14 protein-coding genes are annotated in these 14642 nt (G+C 33.8%); 4 read left to right on the forward strand and 10 right to left on the reverse strand.

Annotated features, from left to right (window positions below):
* Positions 1–18 precede the first annotated feature (18 nt).
* Positions 19–1461, forward strand: a complete 1443-nt coding sequence (gene glnA / locus ACYQ19_RS06225) for a type I glutamate--ammonia ligase (protein WP_459978568.1) — start codon at positions 19–21, stop codon at positions 1459–1461.
* Between the two features lie 65 nt (positions 1462–1526).
* Positions 1527–2729, forward strand: a complete 1203-nt coding sequence (locus ACYQ19_RS06230; protein ID WP_459978569.1) for a GGDEF domain-containing response regulator — start codon at positions 1527–1529, stop codon at positions 2727–2729.
* Here ACYQ19_RS06230 and ACYQ19_RS06235 read toward each other — a convergent pair.
* From ACYQ19_RS06235 to ACYQ19_RS06250, 4 genes are all read right to left on the reverse strand, one after another.
* The gene (locus ACYQ19_RS06235) at positions 2722–3684 is read right to left on the reverse strand and encodes an aminodeoxychorismate synthase component I (protein ID WP_459978570.1); all 963 of its coding nucleotides are present in this window, start codon (positions 3682–3684) and stop codon (positions 2722–2724) included. The two genes, ACYQ19_RS06230 and ACYQ19_RS06235, sit on opposite strands and share 8 nt — an antisense overlap.
* Positions 3681–4565, reverse strand: a complete 885-nt coding sequence (locus ACYQ19_RS06240) for an aspartate carbamoyltransferase catalytic subunit (RefSeq protein ID WP_459978571.1) — start codon at positions 4563–4565, stop codon at positions 3681–3683. The genes ACYQ19_RS06235 and ACYQ19_RS06240 overlap by 4 nt, the downstream gene beginning before the upstream one ends.
* Before the next feature lie 147 nt (positions 4566–4712).
* On the reverse strand, positions 4713–5615 hold the full coding sequence (cmoB, locus tag ACYQ19_RS06245) for a tRNA 5-methoxyuridine(34)/uridine 5-oxyacetic acid(34) synthase CmoB (RefSeq protein ID WP_459978572.1): 903 nt from the start codon (positions 5613–5615) through the stop codon (positions 4713–4715).
* 38 nt (positions 5616–5653) lie between these two features.
* Positions 5654–5866, reverse strand: coding sequence for a hypothetical protein (locus ACYQ19_RS06250; RefSeq protein WP_459978573.1), 213 nt, complete (start codon positions 5864–5866; stop codon positions 5654–5656).
* A 123-nt stretch (positions 5867–5989) separates the two neighbouring features.
* On the opposite strand from ACYQ19_RS06250, the gene ACYQ19_RS06255 reads away from it, so the two are divergent.
* Positions 5990–7177, forward strand: coding sequence for a M20/M25/M40 family metallo-hydrolase (locus ACYQ19_RS06255; RefSeq protein WP_459978574.1), 1188 nt, complete (start codon positions 5990–5992; stop codon positions 7175–7177).
* The gene (locus tag ACYQ19_RS06260; protein ID WP_459978575.1) at positions 7170–7790 is read left to right on the forward strand and encodes a carbonic anhydrase; all 621 of its coding nucleotides are present in this window, start codon (positions 7170–7172) and stop codon (positions 7788–7790) included. The genes ACYQ19_RS06255 and ACYQ19_RS06260 overlap by 8 nt, the downstream gene beginning before the upstream one ends.
* Positions 7791–7900: 110 nt before the next feature.
* Here ACYQ19_RS06260 and ACYQ19_RS06265 read toward each other — a convergent pair whose 3' ends face one another.
* Genes ACYQ19_RS06265 through pyrH form a run of 6 tightly spaced genes read right to left on the reverse strand, consistent with a single transcriptional unit; the run spans position 7901 to position 14581 of the window.
* Positions 7901–9220, reverse strand: a complete 1320-nt coding sequence (locus ACYQ19_RS06265) for an N-acetylmuramoyl-L-alanine amidase family protein (RefSeq protein WP_459978576.1) — start codon at positions 9218–9220, stop codon at positions 7901–7903.
* Positions 9220–10305: a nitronate monooxygenase gene (locus tag ACYQ19_RS06270; RefSeq protein ID WP_459978577.1), complete on the reverse strand. Its 1086-nt coding sequence runs from the start codon at positions 10303–10305 to the stop codon at positions 9220–9222. Before ACYQ19_RS06270 ends, ACYQ19_RS06265 begins: the two co-directional genes overlap by 1 nt.
* The gene (tyrS, locus tag ACYQ19_RS06275; protein WP_459978578.1) at positions 10305–11540 is read right to left on the reverse strand and encodes a tyrosine--tRNA ligase; all 1236 of its coding nucleotides are present in this window, start codon (positions 11538–11540) and stop codon (positions 10305–10307) included. The genes ACYQ19_RS06270 and tyrS overlap by 1 nt, the downstream gene beginning before the upstream one ends.
* Positions 11533–13647 carry a RelA/SpoT family protein gene (locus ACYQ19_RS06280; RefSeq protein WP_459978579.1) on the reverse strand — a complete coding sequence of 705 codons (2115 nt, stop codon included), beginning with the start codon at positions 13645–13647 and terminating at the stop codon, positions 11533–11535. The genes tyrS and ACYQ19_RS06280 overlap by 8 nt, the downstream gene beginning before the upstream one ends.
* On the reverse strand, positions 13644–13847 hold the full coding sequence (locus ACYQ19_RS06285; protein WP_459978580.1) for a DNA-directed RNA polymerase subunit omega: 204 nt from the start codon (positions 13845–13847) through the stop codon (positions 13644–13646). The genes ACYQ19_RS06280 and ACYQ19_RS06285 overlap by 4 nt, the downstream gene beginning before the upstream one ends.
* A gap of 14 nt (positions 13848–13861) precedes the next feature.
* Positions 13862–14581, reverse strand: coding sequence for a UMP kinase (gene pyrH, locus ACYQ19_RS06290; protein ID WP_459978581.1), 720 nt, complete (start codon positions 14579–14581; stop codon positions 13862–13864).
* Between the last annotated feature and the right edge of the window lie 61 nt (positions 14582–14642).

The raw sequence follows: 14642 nt of genomic DNA on the forward strand, positions 1-14642 counted from the left end.
TTTTTAAAAGGAGAGCAAATGACTGCAAAAGAATTCTTACAAGAATGTAGAGAAAAAGAGATCGAATTTATTGATTTCAGATTTACTGATATTAAAGGTGTATGGCACCACGTAACATATGATATTGATGCTATGGATGAAGAAGTTCTTACAAATGGAATTCCGTTTGATGGAAGTAGTATTCCTGCTTGGCAGCCTATTAACGAATCTGATATGATTTTAAAACCAGACTTTGAAATTGGAACACATTTTGTAGATCCTTTCACAGCTGATCCTACAATGGTTATTTTCTGTGACGTTTATAACACTGATGGAACACCTTATGAAAAATGTCCTAGAAGCATTGCTAAAAAAGCTCTTAAATATATGGAAGAGCAAAATATCGGTGATGTTGCGTATTTCGGACCTGAAAACGAATTTTTCGTATTTGACAATATTGTAATCAGAGACGATATAAACTCTCAGTGCTATGAAGTTGATTCAAGTGAAGGTGTATGGAATGATTATGCTGATTGGGGTGATGAGCTAAATATCGGACACAGACCAAGAACAAAAGGTGGTTATTCCCCAGTTCCTCCAACTGATACTATGATGGATTTAAGAGCGGAAATGGTAAAAGTTTTAAAAGAAGTAGGTCTTGAAACATTCGTTGTTCACCATGAAGTTGCTCAGGCTCAAGGTGAAATCGGTGTAAAATTTGGAACACTTGTAGAAGCGGCAGATAATGTTCAAAAACTGAAATATGTAGTTAAAATGGTGGCTCACTTAAATGGTAAAACTGCTACATTTATGCCAAAACCTTTATATGGTGATAACGGAAACGGAATGCATACTCACCAATCAATCTGGAAAGATGGTAAAAACTTATTCTATGATCCAAACGGATATGCAAACTTAAGCGATATTGCAAAAAAATACATTGCAGGTGTATTTGCTCACGCTAACGCTGTTGCTGCATTTACAAATGCGTCAATGAACTCTTACAAAAGACTTCAGCCTGGATTTGAGGCTCCAAACATTTTAGCATACAGCGCTAAAAACAGAAGTGCAAGCTGTAGAATTCCTTTTGGTGCAGGTGAAAAATCTGTAAGAACTGAATTTAGATTCCCTGATTCAACTGCAAACCCTTATTTAGCATTTACTGTAATGTTACTTGCAGGACTTGATGGAATTAAAAACAACCTTGAAATTTACGAAGCTGCAAGAGAACCATTAAACGAAGATTTATTTGAACTTACACTTGATGAAATTAAAGAAAGAGGAATCAGAACTCTTCCTGCAACTTTAAGAGAAGCTATTTACGCTGTTGAAGATGAATTAAAAGATCCAAACAGCTTCTTAAAACCTGTAATGACTGATGAGTTTATTAAAACATACATTGATTATAAATATGAAACTGAAATTATTCCGGTAGAAGGAAGACCGCATCCGTATGAATTCATAACTTCATATTCTTGCTAATTTTTAATCTCTTTCCCCCTTTTTTTCTTTTTGTGATATAATAATCTGTTTAAAAGGGGGTTTTCATGAAAATTTTAATTGTAGAAGATAGTGAAATCTACAGGAAACTTTTAAAGAAAAACATTGATAAATATCTCGTATTTGCAAGCTGTGATCTTGTAAAAAACTTCGAAGAACTTAAAAACCTTTCCAATATAAAAGAGTATGATCTTTTTTTGTGTGATTATATACTGCCTGATTCATTAAAAGGTGAACATATTAAATACATTTTAAATTACTCTAGTAATATAATTGTTATGACTCAGTTTGAAAAAGAATTTATTGGTTCTAAATTGGAAAAAGAGGTTATTGATTTCATCGTAAAAGATGACTTTCATACAATTGATTACCTAATAAGGTTTATAAAACATCTTTATCGGAATAAAAGTGTTAATGTATTAGTTGTAGATAAAGATTCTGAAATATTAGATTTAGAAGAAAAAATTTTAAACAAAATCAATATAAATGTTATAAAAGCAAAAAATGGTTTAGAAGCGCTTGAAAAACTTAAAATTCAAAATATAGATATGGTGCTTACGGAACTACTTATGCCAAAAATGGATGGGCAGCAGCTTCTTATGTCAATTCGTGAGAAATATAATATGTCCGAACTTCCCGTGATAGTTCTTTCTTCAGATACTCAAACTGATAAATTTTTAAAAACATTAAAACTTGGTGCTAATGATTTTTTGGGAAAACCCTTTTTAAAAGAAGAGCTGATTTTAAGAGTGAATAACCTTTTGGAAATTTGTGAAAACATAAAAAAAGTAAAAAGACAACTTCAAATAGACCCGTTAACGGGGGCTTATAACAGGATGTTTTTAGAAGGAAATCTTGAAAATATATTTAATATCAATGAAAAAAAATCTATTGCAATGATTGATATTGACTATTTTAAAAAAATCAATGATACTTTTGGTCATCAAGTAGGTGATCAAATATTAATTCACTTTGTAAATACCATCAAAAACACTATAAGAAAATCAGACTTTCTTATAAGATACGGGGGTGAAGAGTTTATGCTTTATATGCCTGATACAACTAAAGAAGAAGCAATGATTGTGATGTATAAAATAAGAAAAAGTTTAAAGCCTTGGCAAAACATTAAATACTCTTTTTCAGCTGGAATAGCTGATGAAGGTGAAACTTTGGCTGAAATGTTAAAACTTGCAGATAAACGATTATATAAAGCAAAAAATAGTGGAAGAAATAAAATCGTAGTTAATTAGGTATATATACTTTTTTTATTAATTCATCGTATTCATTATTAATATTACTATCAATTGTTATTCCTCCGCCGCTTTTGTAAATGTAATTGTAAAGTTGATAAGTTGATAAGTTGTAATGTTGTAAAGGTATGTTATTAGGGGTTTCAATGTATCTAATAATTACAGCGCTATCAAGAAATGTTTTTTCATCAGTAATACCAAATATTCCCGTATAAAAACCACGTTCATAATTTTCGGCTTTTTTTATAATTTCTATTGTTTTTTTCTTTGGGGTTCCGGTAATGGAACCTGCAGGAAGCATTTGTTTAATAAGCTCCAGCCAGTTATAATGCCAGTTATTTGGCAAGGTTGCTTCAATTTCGCTGCTAACCTGCAGAAGTTCCTTTTCACCTGCTTTAATTTTATCAACAAAACGAAATTTATTTACTTTAACATCTCTTCCTATAATTCCAAGGTCGTTTCTTAAAAGATCCACGACCATCGTGTGTTCGGCCATTTCCTTGATATTGGAAAGTATTGTTTCTTTTGCTTTGGGCAGAGATGCGTCAATTGTTCCTTTCATTGGATATGTAAAAATTTTATCGTTTTCTATTTTTACGAATCTTTCAGGAGAAAAACATACAAACCTGTTTTTATAATACAATTTAAACATAGCTTTTGAAGAAATGAAAATTTCAAATAAAGAGCAGTCTGTTTTGATATCTGTAGGAAAAGTCAGGTTTAACAAATAAGTATTTCCTCTTTTAATCTCTTCTATTACATAATTAAAAGCTTTTTTGTATCGTTCAAAAGTTACAGGTGTTTTTTCTTTAATTTTACATTTTCTTTGAGGTTTGAAATTGTGATTTTGATAAGCCGGAAATGAAAAATAGATGTCTTTTAATTTTTTGACATCTTCAATGTAGGTGTTTCCGTTGAAATCTATTAGAAAAAACTTTAAGTTTTTAATATTCACTGCAGGCTTTTCGTTAAAAGATGTTTTAAGATTGCCATTCTAACAGCAACTCCGTTTCTGACCTGTTCTAAAACCAGGCATCTTTCATCATCCATTATAGCGTCATCAAGATCAATGTTTCTGTGAACCGGTCCAGGATGCATTATAAAAATATTTTTATCACCGATAATTTGTTTTGTTACTTTAAAGTTTTGCGCATAGTCCTGAAGTGATGAAAAAGTCGGATTTTTATGTCTTTCAGTCTGGGTTCTCAGACTAATCAGGGCATCTGCAAATTCCACGGCCTCTTTTAAAGAATGGGTTGTCGGAAGATGTGTTTTTGGCAAGAATTGAGGTGGACCTACAAGTAGAACTTTAGCACCGAATCTTGTAAAAAGTTCAATATCGCTGTTTGCTACGCGGCTGTTTCTTATATCGCCGATAATTGCAATTTTTTTACCTTCCAAACTTCCCCATTTTTGCATTAAGGTAAAAAGATCCAAAAGCCCTTGTGTGGGATGTTGATGCGCCCCATCACCTGCATTAATTATTGAACATTTTACATATTTTGAAAGAATTTTAGGAACGCCTGCGCGGTTGTGGCGGACTACGATTGCGTCAGGACCCATTGCGTCAAGGTTTGCAGCAGTATCAAAAAGTGTTTCACCTTTGCTTGTAGAACTTCTTGCAACGTCAAGATTAACTACATCCGCACCTAGTCTTTTTGCGGCAATTTCAAAACTGCTTCTTGTTCTTGTAGAATTTTCAAAAAAAATATTAATAATCAGTTTACCTTTTAAATCGTCTCTTTTTTTGAAATCAAGAAAGTTTTTGGCATATGAGAATATTTGTAATATCTCCTCTTTGCTTAGGTCTTTGGTGTGGGTTAAATGTTTTGACATTTAGTTCCTTTTTTGTATAATTTTACTATATTTCAAAAAAAAAGGAGAAAAAATGGGATTCGGAACAATCTTAGCGGCTTCATTTATTACAACTTTTGCATTTATTATTTTAGTATATTACTTCATGATGAACGCAGGAAGTGAAGCTTAATTTTTAAGTTTTAAATATACCCTTAAAGGCGGTGGATATCCTTCCACTGTTTTAGTTAAATCTTCATTTAAAAAATTATTTAAACTTTCGCCTTCAATCCATTCTGTTTTGCGCTGTTCTTCCAAAGTTGTGTATTTTTGTCCCAAAAATTCAACATCTTTAAATTTTGCTTTTTCTATCCAGTTGTAAAGAGCTTTTAAAGTCGGAATAAAATATACATTTTTCATTTTCTGGTATCTAACCGGACATAATGCGATTTCATCTTCCCCTTCGATAATTAATGTATCAAGAATTACTTCGCTGTTTGGATTAAGTCCCGCTTTTAATTCTTTAAGCATAGTTATGGGGTCCGGTCTGTGGTATAAAACGCCCAGACAGAAAATAGTATCGAATTTTTTGCCGTAATAAGGTATGTGTTCTACACCTAAAAGCTTATATTCGATATTACTTTTGATAAATGAGTTAATAAAATCAAACTGAAGGTTAAAAAGAGCGCTTGGGTCAAATCCTGTAATGCTTTTCGGGCTCATTTCAAGCATTCTGAACATATAATACCCGTTATTGCATCCTACGTCCAAAACTTCTTTGCCTTCCAGATTTAGATGGGGTTTTAATATATTCCATTTGATATAACTTCTCCATTCCGTGTCAATAAACAGGTCGTTTATTTGAAAAGGCCCCTTTCGCCAAGGTTTTAGCATTTTTGCGATTTCTTCAATTTCATTTAGTGTTTCTTTATTTTCGTCAAGCGTTATTTCTATAATTTCGTCTAATTTTATATTTGTTATGTTTAATTTTTCATTTTTCATTTTCCATTGTTTAATTTTTTCATAAATCGGTTTTATATTTTTCCATTCAAACCATTTTTGGCGCTCTTTTAAAATTTCATTAATATCCATTTTCCCTTCCTTTCCTTCACAACTTATCCACTTATTAGTTAGTTGCAGTCAAGACATATCGGAGGCAGTTCTTTTTTTTCTTTTTTTGAGTCGAAATTATACACATTATTATCACATTCTTCATGATAAACGCCGTAATAGTCATAATATTCGTGACATTCCGGATAATATTTAAGTGAAACGCCTTTTTTATTTACACATCCTATAAAAAAAAGTGGTATGATAATTAATAAGAATTTTAAATATTTCATAAAAGGCCTTTTTGTTAAATTATATCTAAAAAAGTTATTAAGTGGTGAAGTAGTGAAGTGGATAAGTTGTGAAGTTGTGAAGGAAAGAGCTTAAGAAAAAAGTAATATAAAAAAAGGAAAAAGATGAAAGAAGTATTGGATATTTTTAAAAAAATTACAAAAATACCTCACTGCAGCGGCAATACGGAAAAGATGAGAGAGTTTTTAATTGAATGGATTAAAAAGAGCGGTTATGAGCATAAAGTGGATGAGGCGGGCAATGTTTTAGCTTTTAAAAATAAACCGGTTTTATGTCTGCAAAGCCATTATGACATGGTATGTGTAGGCAGTGCACCTAATATTGAAATAGTTGAAGAGGAAGGGTGGTTAAAAGCTAAAAATTCCTCACTTGGTGCAGATAACGGAATAGGCGTGGCCATTATGCTTTATTTAATGAAAAAACATGACAATTTGGAATTTTTATTTACCAATGATGAAGAAATAGGGCTTATTGGCGCTTTTAATCTTAACCTTGATATAAAAAGCAGATATTTGTTAAACCTTGACAGCGAAGACGAAAATATTTACATCGGTTGTGCCGGCGGTGTGGATGTAAAAGTAAAATATCCTGTGGAATACATAAAATGCAGGGGGTTTTGCGCGGATATAAATATTCAAAACCTTCCTGGCGGTCACAGCGGCGTGGATATTGACAAAGAAATACCAAACGCTATTGTCGAACTGATAAAAAAAGTGGGTAATATTTGTAGTATAAAAGGCGGTGAGAGAAGAAATTCAATACCGGCAAACGCTTATGCAAAAGTCTGTTTTGAGTCGGAAAACGGCAAGGAAATGAATGTGATTTCAAAAGATTATTTGAAATTTTTAAAAAAACTGCCTCACGGCGTGCTTGAATACGATTTTGAATTTCAGGTTGTAAGTAAATCGGTAAATTTTGCAATGGTTGAAAATGAAAACATAATTTTGACACTAAGGGCAAATTCTAATGAAAAGCTTGAAGAAGTAAAAGAGTATATCAAACAAAAATGTGCGGGGGCCGAGATTGAATTTGAAGGCGAATATCCGGCCTGGAAACCGGAAGTAAGCGAACTTGCAAGAATGTTAAAAGAAATTATGAATACGGAATATAAAGTAATACACGCCGGGCTTGAATGTGCCGTATTAAAAAACAAGCTTACTAATGTATCTATGGCGTCAATAGGTCCTATAATTGAAAATCCCCACTCGGTAAATGAAAGGGTAAACCTTAAGTCGGTAGAAAAAATATTTAATACGATACTTAAGTTAATAGAAAGGATGAAAAATGAGTGAAAAGCTTTTTAAAGGGGTTTTAAATTTTAAAAAAGAGGATTTTGAAACACATAAAGACCTGTTTCAGGAATTAAAGGAAGGGCAAAAACCGCATACTTTTTATATAGGCTGCAGTGACAGCAGAATCGTTCCAAACCTTATAACCAAAACTATGCCAGGCGAAATATTCGTGGTTAGAAACATTGCAAATATTGTGCCGCCTTTTGAAATAAACGACGGGACGTATAAATGCACCGCTTCAATTCTTGAATATGCAGTAAAATACCTGGAAGTTGAAAACGTTCTCGTATGCGGACATAGCAACTGCGGCGGATTGAAGGCTCTTTTTTATCCACCCGAAAAGCTTGAAAAGCTGCCTCTGGTTAAAAAGTGGCTTGAAATAATAGATGACGTTAAAGAATCGGTTATAGATATTGAAGACCCAAAACTCAGAGAGTGGGAGGTAGAGCAGTTAAATGTTATTAAACAGCTTGATAATCTTATGACTTATCCGTTTGTAAGAGAAAGGGTTCAAGAGGGTAAACTTAATTTAATCGGCTGGTATTATATAATCGAAACCGGGGAAGTTTATAATTATAATAAAGAAAAAAATGAGTTTGAGCTTATTAATTAAAGGGATAATAAGTAGTTAAGTTGTGAAGTTGATAAGTAGCGAAGGGTATTAAAGAATAAATTTTAAATATTTTCTTAACCATTTCACAATCTTACGATTTCACAACTTAGTTATGGATTTTTTCTGAAATAATTTTCAATTCCCTGGGCTATACCTTTTGCCAGTAGTTTTTGATAGGTTGGGGTGAATAATCTCGAAGATTCCAAAGGATTGGTTAAATATCCCGCTTCGATTAAAATAGCCGGCATCTGCGTTCCTACTAAAACCCAAAAAGGTGCGGGCCTTACGCCGTTGTCTTTGACATAGTTGTATCTGCTTTTAAGTGAACTTAACATTCCCTGCTGTATATCTATTGCAAGCTTGTTTGAATCAATCATTCTGTCTCTGTTTAGAAAATTTAAAATTACCCTCTGGTCCATATAATTAAGACCTTTTATTTCTTTGTTTTCTAGTCTAGCTACGGCTATTGCCCTTTCGTTTCTTGTAGGTGATAAAAAGTATGTTTCGATTCCATGGATTTTTCTGTTGTGTCTTGGGGCGATGTTGCAGTGAATGGAAATAAATAGATCTGCTTTTTTTAAATTTGCAAAATGCGTTCTTTTTTTAAGAGGTATAAAATAATCGCTGTTTCTTGTTAAATAAACGATATAACCTTTTTTTAAAAGATAGTTTTTTAGATATTTGGAAATTTGAAGCACGGCTATTTTTTCATATCTGTTTTTAATTCCGACACCTCCGGCGTCTTTTCCGCCGTGTCCAGGGTCTATAACTATAATTTTCTTTTTGGTTTTATAGGCTTTTGGTTTTTGTGCTAAAACGCTTTTTATTGTTTGTTTTTTTTGCGACGGGTTAATCTGAATGTTTATGATGTGGTTTTTTAAAGTGTATTTAATTGTGAACTTTTGTTTTGAATAGTAAACTATCCGGACTGTTTTTTTATTGAACTGGGCTATTTTTAAATTTACGTTACCGATTTTTTTAGATATAGGTTTTGCTATTATGGCATTTGGAAGATCTATTACTTTTTTGTAAATTGTCGTTTTAATTGTAAAAAACCTGATATTTGTATCAGGTATTTTAATTTTTAAAGGGCTGTATGAATAGATTTTGATATATCTTGATGGTTTTTTGGTTTTATTTGACGGCGTTGAATCGGGTGAAGGTTTTTCGGAATTTATTTTTGATTTGAGTTTGTGTTTTTTTAATTTTTTAAGTTTCTGTTTATAATCCGTTACGTTAAATTTTAAAAATTCGCCGCAATCAATTAAGCCTTCGAGCGCTTTGATTTCGTTTTGTTTATTGTTGTCAAGGATTGCCGCGATATATTTTTGCTGGTATTTGTAATAATCCTGATATGCGGTATTGATAGATGATTTGTTACACGCTGCGTATAAAAAGGAAAAAAGAAGTATGAAAATAAATTTTTTCATTATTCTCCGAGCAGTTCTTTCATAAGTTCTTTAACGCTTAAAAGTCTGTCTGCTTTATATGCGTAGGCACCGCTGAAATAAAGGCCTAACTCTTCATCACCCATATAAGCATCTGCAAGTCTGTCTGCAATGCAGTATCCTACTTTTCTTGCTTCTTCACCTCTGTTACATGGGAATACGCAGTTAGAAATACACTTGATTATAGGTCCTTCTTTTTTTTCAACTTTTTCTATAAGTTTTGTCCTGATACCTCTGGCAGGATATCCTACAGGCGATTTCATCAAAACTATATCCTCTTTTTTTGCGTTTAAAAGAATCTGTTTAAATTCATCACTTGCGTCGCATTCATAAGTTAATGCAAACCTTGTCCCAAGCTGCACCCCGTCAGCGCCCAAATCCATAAATTTTACGATATCTTCATGTGACCAGATACCACCAGCTGCTATTACAGGTATATTTGGATCCCATTTGTCAACTTCTTCTCTTACGTCCGGGATGAGGTTTTCTAGCTGGTTTTCCTCTTTAAAGCACTCTTCGTATTTAAATCCCTGATGACCGCCGCTAAGCGGTCCTTCTACGATTACAGCATCAGGAATTCTTCCGTATCTTTTTTCCCATCTTTTTGCAATAAGTTTAAACGCTCTTCCGGTTGATACTATAGGCACTAGTGCGACATTTGGGAAATCTTTTGTGTATTCGGGCATATCCATAGGAAGTCCGGCACCTGTTATTATTATATCGGCACCCGCTTCGCATGCATCCCTTACAACCCTTCCGTAGTCGTTAATGGCATATAATACGTTGCATCCAAGAGGTGCGTCACCGCATATTTTTCTTGCATTTTCAAAAATTTTGAAAAGTGCGTCAGTGTTATAAAACTCTTTTTCCAAAAGAGGTCTTCCCTCTACCAGTTTTTTTGCGTATTTTTTATCTTCATAATATCCCGTCCCGACTGCGCTTATTACACCCAGGCCGCCTTCTTTACTTACGTTTCCGGCAAGTTTATCCCAGCTGATGCCAAGTCCCATACCCCCTTGTATTATAGGGTGTTTTATAGTGTGTTTACCGATTTTGAGAGGTTTCATTATTTTACCTTTGCTTTTGCGAATTTTCTTTTTCCGATTTGAAGTATATATTCTTCACCGCTTTTTAATATTAAGTTCTGGTCGTTTATTTTTTCCTGGTTTACTCTAACCGCCCCGCCTTTTATGTGGCGTCTTGCTTCTGATTTCGAACTTGCAAGTTTAGTATTTACCAGAGCGTCAACGATATTTTGTTCTTCTATTTCAAATTCAGGTATGTCATCCGGAATTTGCCCTTGTTTATGCACTTTGTCGAAATGCTCTTTTGCTTTAAGTCCTTCGCCCTGTCCGTGGAATCTGTCAACAATTTCGATTGCAAGTGCTTCTTTTGCAATTTTAGGATTCATTCCGTTCTTTACTTCTTCTTTTAATTTGTTTATTTCTTCTATCGATTTATCGCTTAAAAGTTCATACCAGTCCCACATCAGTTCATCCGAAATTGATAAAACTTTTGCGAATATGGTATTAGGGTCTTCGGTTATACCGATATAGTTTCCTAAAGATTTACTCATTTTATTAATTCCGTCAAGACCTACTAAAAGCGGCATCATTATGACACTCTGTTCTTTTCCTACGTTATAGGTTTTTTGCAGTTGTCTTCCCATTAACAGATTGAATTTCTGGTCCGTTCCGCCTATTTCAATGTCTGATTTTAAAGCAACGCTGTCATATCCCTGAAGAAGAGGGTATATAAATTCGCTTATTGCGATTGGGGTTTGACTTTTGAATCTTTTTTCAAAATCGTCTCTTTCAAGCATTCTTGCAACCGTATAAGTTGTGGTAAGTTCAACGATTCCGGCTGCACCAAGAGCATTTAGCCATTTTGAATTGAATACAACTTCCGTATTGTCTTTATCCAGAATTTTAAATACCTGGTCTTTGTAGGTTTGGGCGTTCTCGGCCACTTCTTCAGGGGTTAACATTTTACGCGTGGCGCTTTTACCGCTCGGATCACCTATCTGTGCTGTAAAATCACCTATTAAAAACTGAACGGTAGCCCCGTATTTTTGAAAAGTTTTAAGTTTTTGCAAAAGAACCGTATGACCTAAATGCAAGTCCGGAGCGGTAGGGTCAAATCCGGCTTTTATGGTAAATCTTTCACCTGTCTGAAGGTATCTGTTGATTAGTTTTTCAATATAATCAAGGCCTATAATTTCACTGCTTCCCCTTTTGATTTCAGCCATTGCTTCATCAAGTTTAGGGTGTTTTTGCAATTCTTCATTTTTAATTTTATCCATTATACGCGTCCTTTGTTGAAATAAATTCTATGATATTGTATTCGCTTGCTATTTTTTGTTTAATCGTATTAAACATTTTTGAATCAAACTCTATTTCGAGTTTGCAGTTATTTGATTCTTTTCCTAAATTTATAGAATGGATAAAAATACCGAGTCTGCTTAGAAAACTTACGAATTTAGCAAGTTCCCCCTTTTTGTTTTGAAGGGTTACTACGAGAAAATATCTGTTTTGTGTATTTCTTATCCATTCTACGAAAACGGCTTTGTCAATTTTCTTTTCGGCATTATTACAAAATCTGTGGTGAATTTCAACTTCTTTTTTCTTTAAAAGACCTAATATTTTATCACCGAATTTAGGATGACAGCAGTAATTAAAACTGATATCCTGGACCTGTTTATTTGTTAATACCCTTATATTTCCGAATTCAAACTCTTTTAGGTTTATATTTTTAAAATAAAGAATATTTCTTTTTCTCATTGTTTTGTAGAGTCTTTTTATTACATCTTTTAAAAAGTTTTTATCTTCTACGATTTTACTTATCGATTCGCATAAATTATTCGCTTTTACAAGAGCTTTTATTTTTATTTCATCTATATCGAATACACCTTTAAGTATTGCAATAGCCAGGCGTCTGTTTATCTCTTTTTCTTTTTGACGGCATAGTTTTTTCTGTTCGTATTTGGCCTTGCTGGTTTTAAGGGATTCTATCCAGCTGCATCTTGGGATTATTTCATTTCCTGTTTCAATTCTGACTATGTCGCCTGTTTTTAGTGTTGTTAAAAGTGTTGCTTTTTCTTTGTTGATGTATGCACCTATCGCTTTGTTTCCGATGTCGGTGTGTATCATATAGGCAAAATCGAGTGCCGTAGCACCTCTTGGCAGTGTGAATGTGTCGAATTTTGGTGAATAAACGACAATATCTTCACTGAAGAGGTCGTTTTTGGCCAGTTCGTAGAAGTCTTCTATGTCTTCTTCAAATTTCATATCTTCAAGCCATTTGATATTCGGAAGGGCTGTATTTAGTTTGTATTTCCAATGCGCTGCTATTCCGAATTCCGCATTTTTATCCATATCAAACGTTCTTATTTGCACTTCAATAATAGAGTTTCCGTCATAAACCGTTGTATGAAGCGTTTGGTATCCGTTTTCTTTTGGAATTGCGATATAGTCTTTAAATCTTGAAATAAGAGGTCTGAAATTTAAATGCACCACGCCGAGTGTTTCATAACATTCTATCGGCTCGTTTACTATGATTCTTACGGCGAGAAGGTCTAAAATTTCTTCAATTGATATACCTTTTCTCTGCATTTTTAAAAAAATTGAATAATAATGTTTTATTCTGCTTTTAACTTCAAAATCTTTTAGACCTTCTTTTAATAAAAGCTTTTGAATTTTTTGCGTAAACTCGTTTAATCTTAATCTGAATTCCTCTTTGTGTTTTTTTAAATATTCGTCGATTTTTTTGTATTCTTCCGGAAGGAGATATTTAAAAGCCAAATCCTCCAGGCAGTTTTTAAGTGTTGAAATACCAAGTCTGTGGGCAATTGGCGTATATACCACAAGTGTTTCTTCGGCAATTCTTTTTTGTTTGTGCGGCGGCAGGGCGTCAAGGGTTAACATATTGTGCAATCTGTCGCAGAGTTTAATAACCAAAACCCTTATATCCTGAATGGATGCAAGTAACATTTTTCTGAAAGTCATTGCCGATTTTGTCAGTTTTTCGTTTGACGTGGAAGGAATCAGAGAACTTTGTCTTATTTCTACTATTTTAGTGAGGCCCTCTACAAGATTGGCAACGTTTTGTCCGAATTTGTCTTTAATGTAATAGATTGTATAATCAGTATCTTCCACAATATCATGAAGTATAGCCGCTGCAATTACATCTTCGTCTTCGCTAAAATAGCTGGTTATAACTGCAACCAATATAGGGTGGATTACGTAATCTTCACCGCTTTTTCTTTTTTGGCCGCTGTGTGCCTTAATTGCGAATTCGATTGCTTCGTTTATAAGCGGTGTATTGATTCTTTGAAGCAGAAGCCTTAAGGCTTCTTCAGTAGTTTTTATATGCTTGATTTTTTCTATTAAATGAAGGAAATCTTCTCTCAAATTTCTTTAACCTTTACAAGACCTTCAGCTATTTCAAGTGTAGCTATTTCAGTTAACTGCATGTTTGGTTTTGGAAGTTCGATTAAAGGTTTTGCTCCGTTAATAAGTTCGTTTACTCTTTTTGCGATCGCCTGGCTTAACAGATATCTGTCATAATTCACTCTCTCAAGTGCTTTTGCGTTGATTTGTTCTATTCTCATGGTGCTCCTTTTGTTTATTTTACTATGGAAAATTTTGCATCAGGGTCGTTTTTAAGGATTTTTAAAAGGTTCCCTTTTTTAAACATATTACATACGATTATCGGAAGTCTGTTTTCCCTTGCTAATGCGATAGCCGTATCGTCCATTACTTTTATGTTATCTTTTAGTGCTTCTTCATAACTTATTTCTTTTAAAAGTTTGGCGTCATCGTATTTTGCCGGGTCTTTATCGTAAACGCCGTCAACCTTTGTGGCTTTTATAATGGCATGAGCTCCGATTTCACTGGCTCTTAGCACGCCAGCCGTATCTGTGGTGAAAAAAGGATTTCCGGTCCCCGCCGCAAAAATTACAACCCTTCCTTTTTCAAGATGTCTAATTGCGCGTCTTACTATAAAGTTTTCCGCTATTTCTTCCATCTTGATGGCACTTTGAACCCTGACAGCTACGCCGTCGTTTTCAAGGGCTTCTTGCATTGCTACGGCGTTAATTACCGTTGCCATCATACCCATATAATCACCTGAAGTTCTTCTAATGATTCCGTCTTTTGCCGCACTAACGCCTCTAATGAAGTTTCCGCCACCTATAACAATGGCTACTTCGAAGCCTTCGTTTATTACAGATTTTATTTCATCTGCCAAATATTTTAATATTTTTGTATTTATTCCAAAGCCGTCTTCACCGGCTAATGCTTCACCTGAAAATTTGATTAAAATTCTTTTTGGATCTCTTTTCATTGAAGGCCTTTTTAAAACGGTATTATACCAAATTAATGGAGAATGCTTCAATGGAAAATGT

The sequence above is a fragment of the Nautilia lithotrophica genome, from assembly GCF_054656815.1.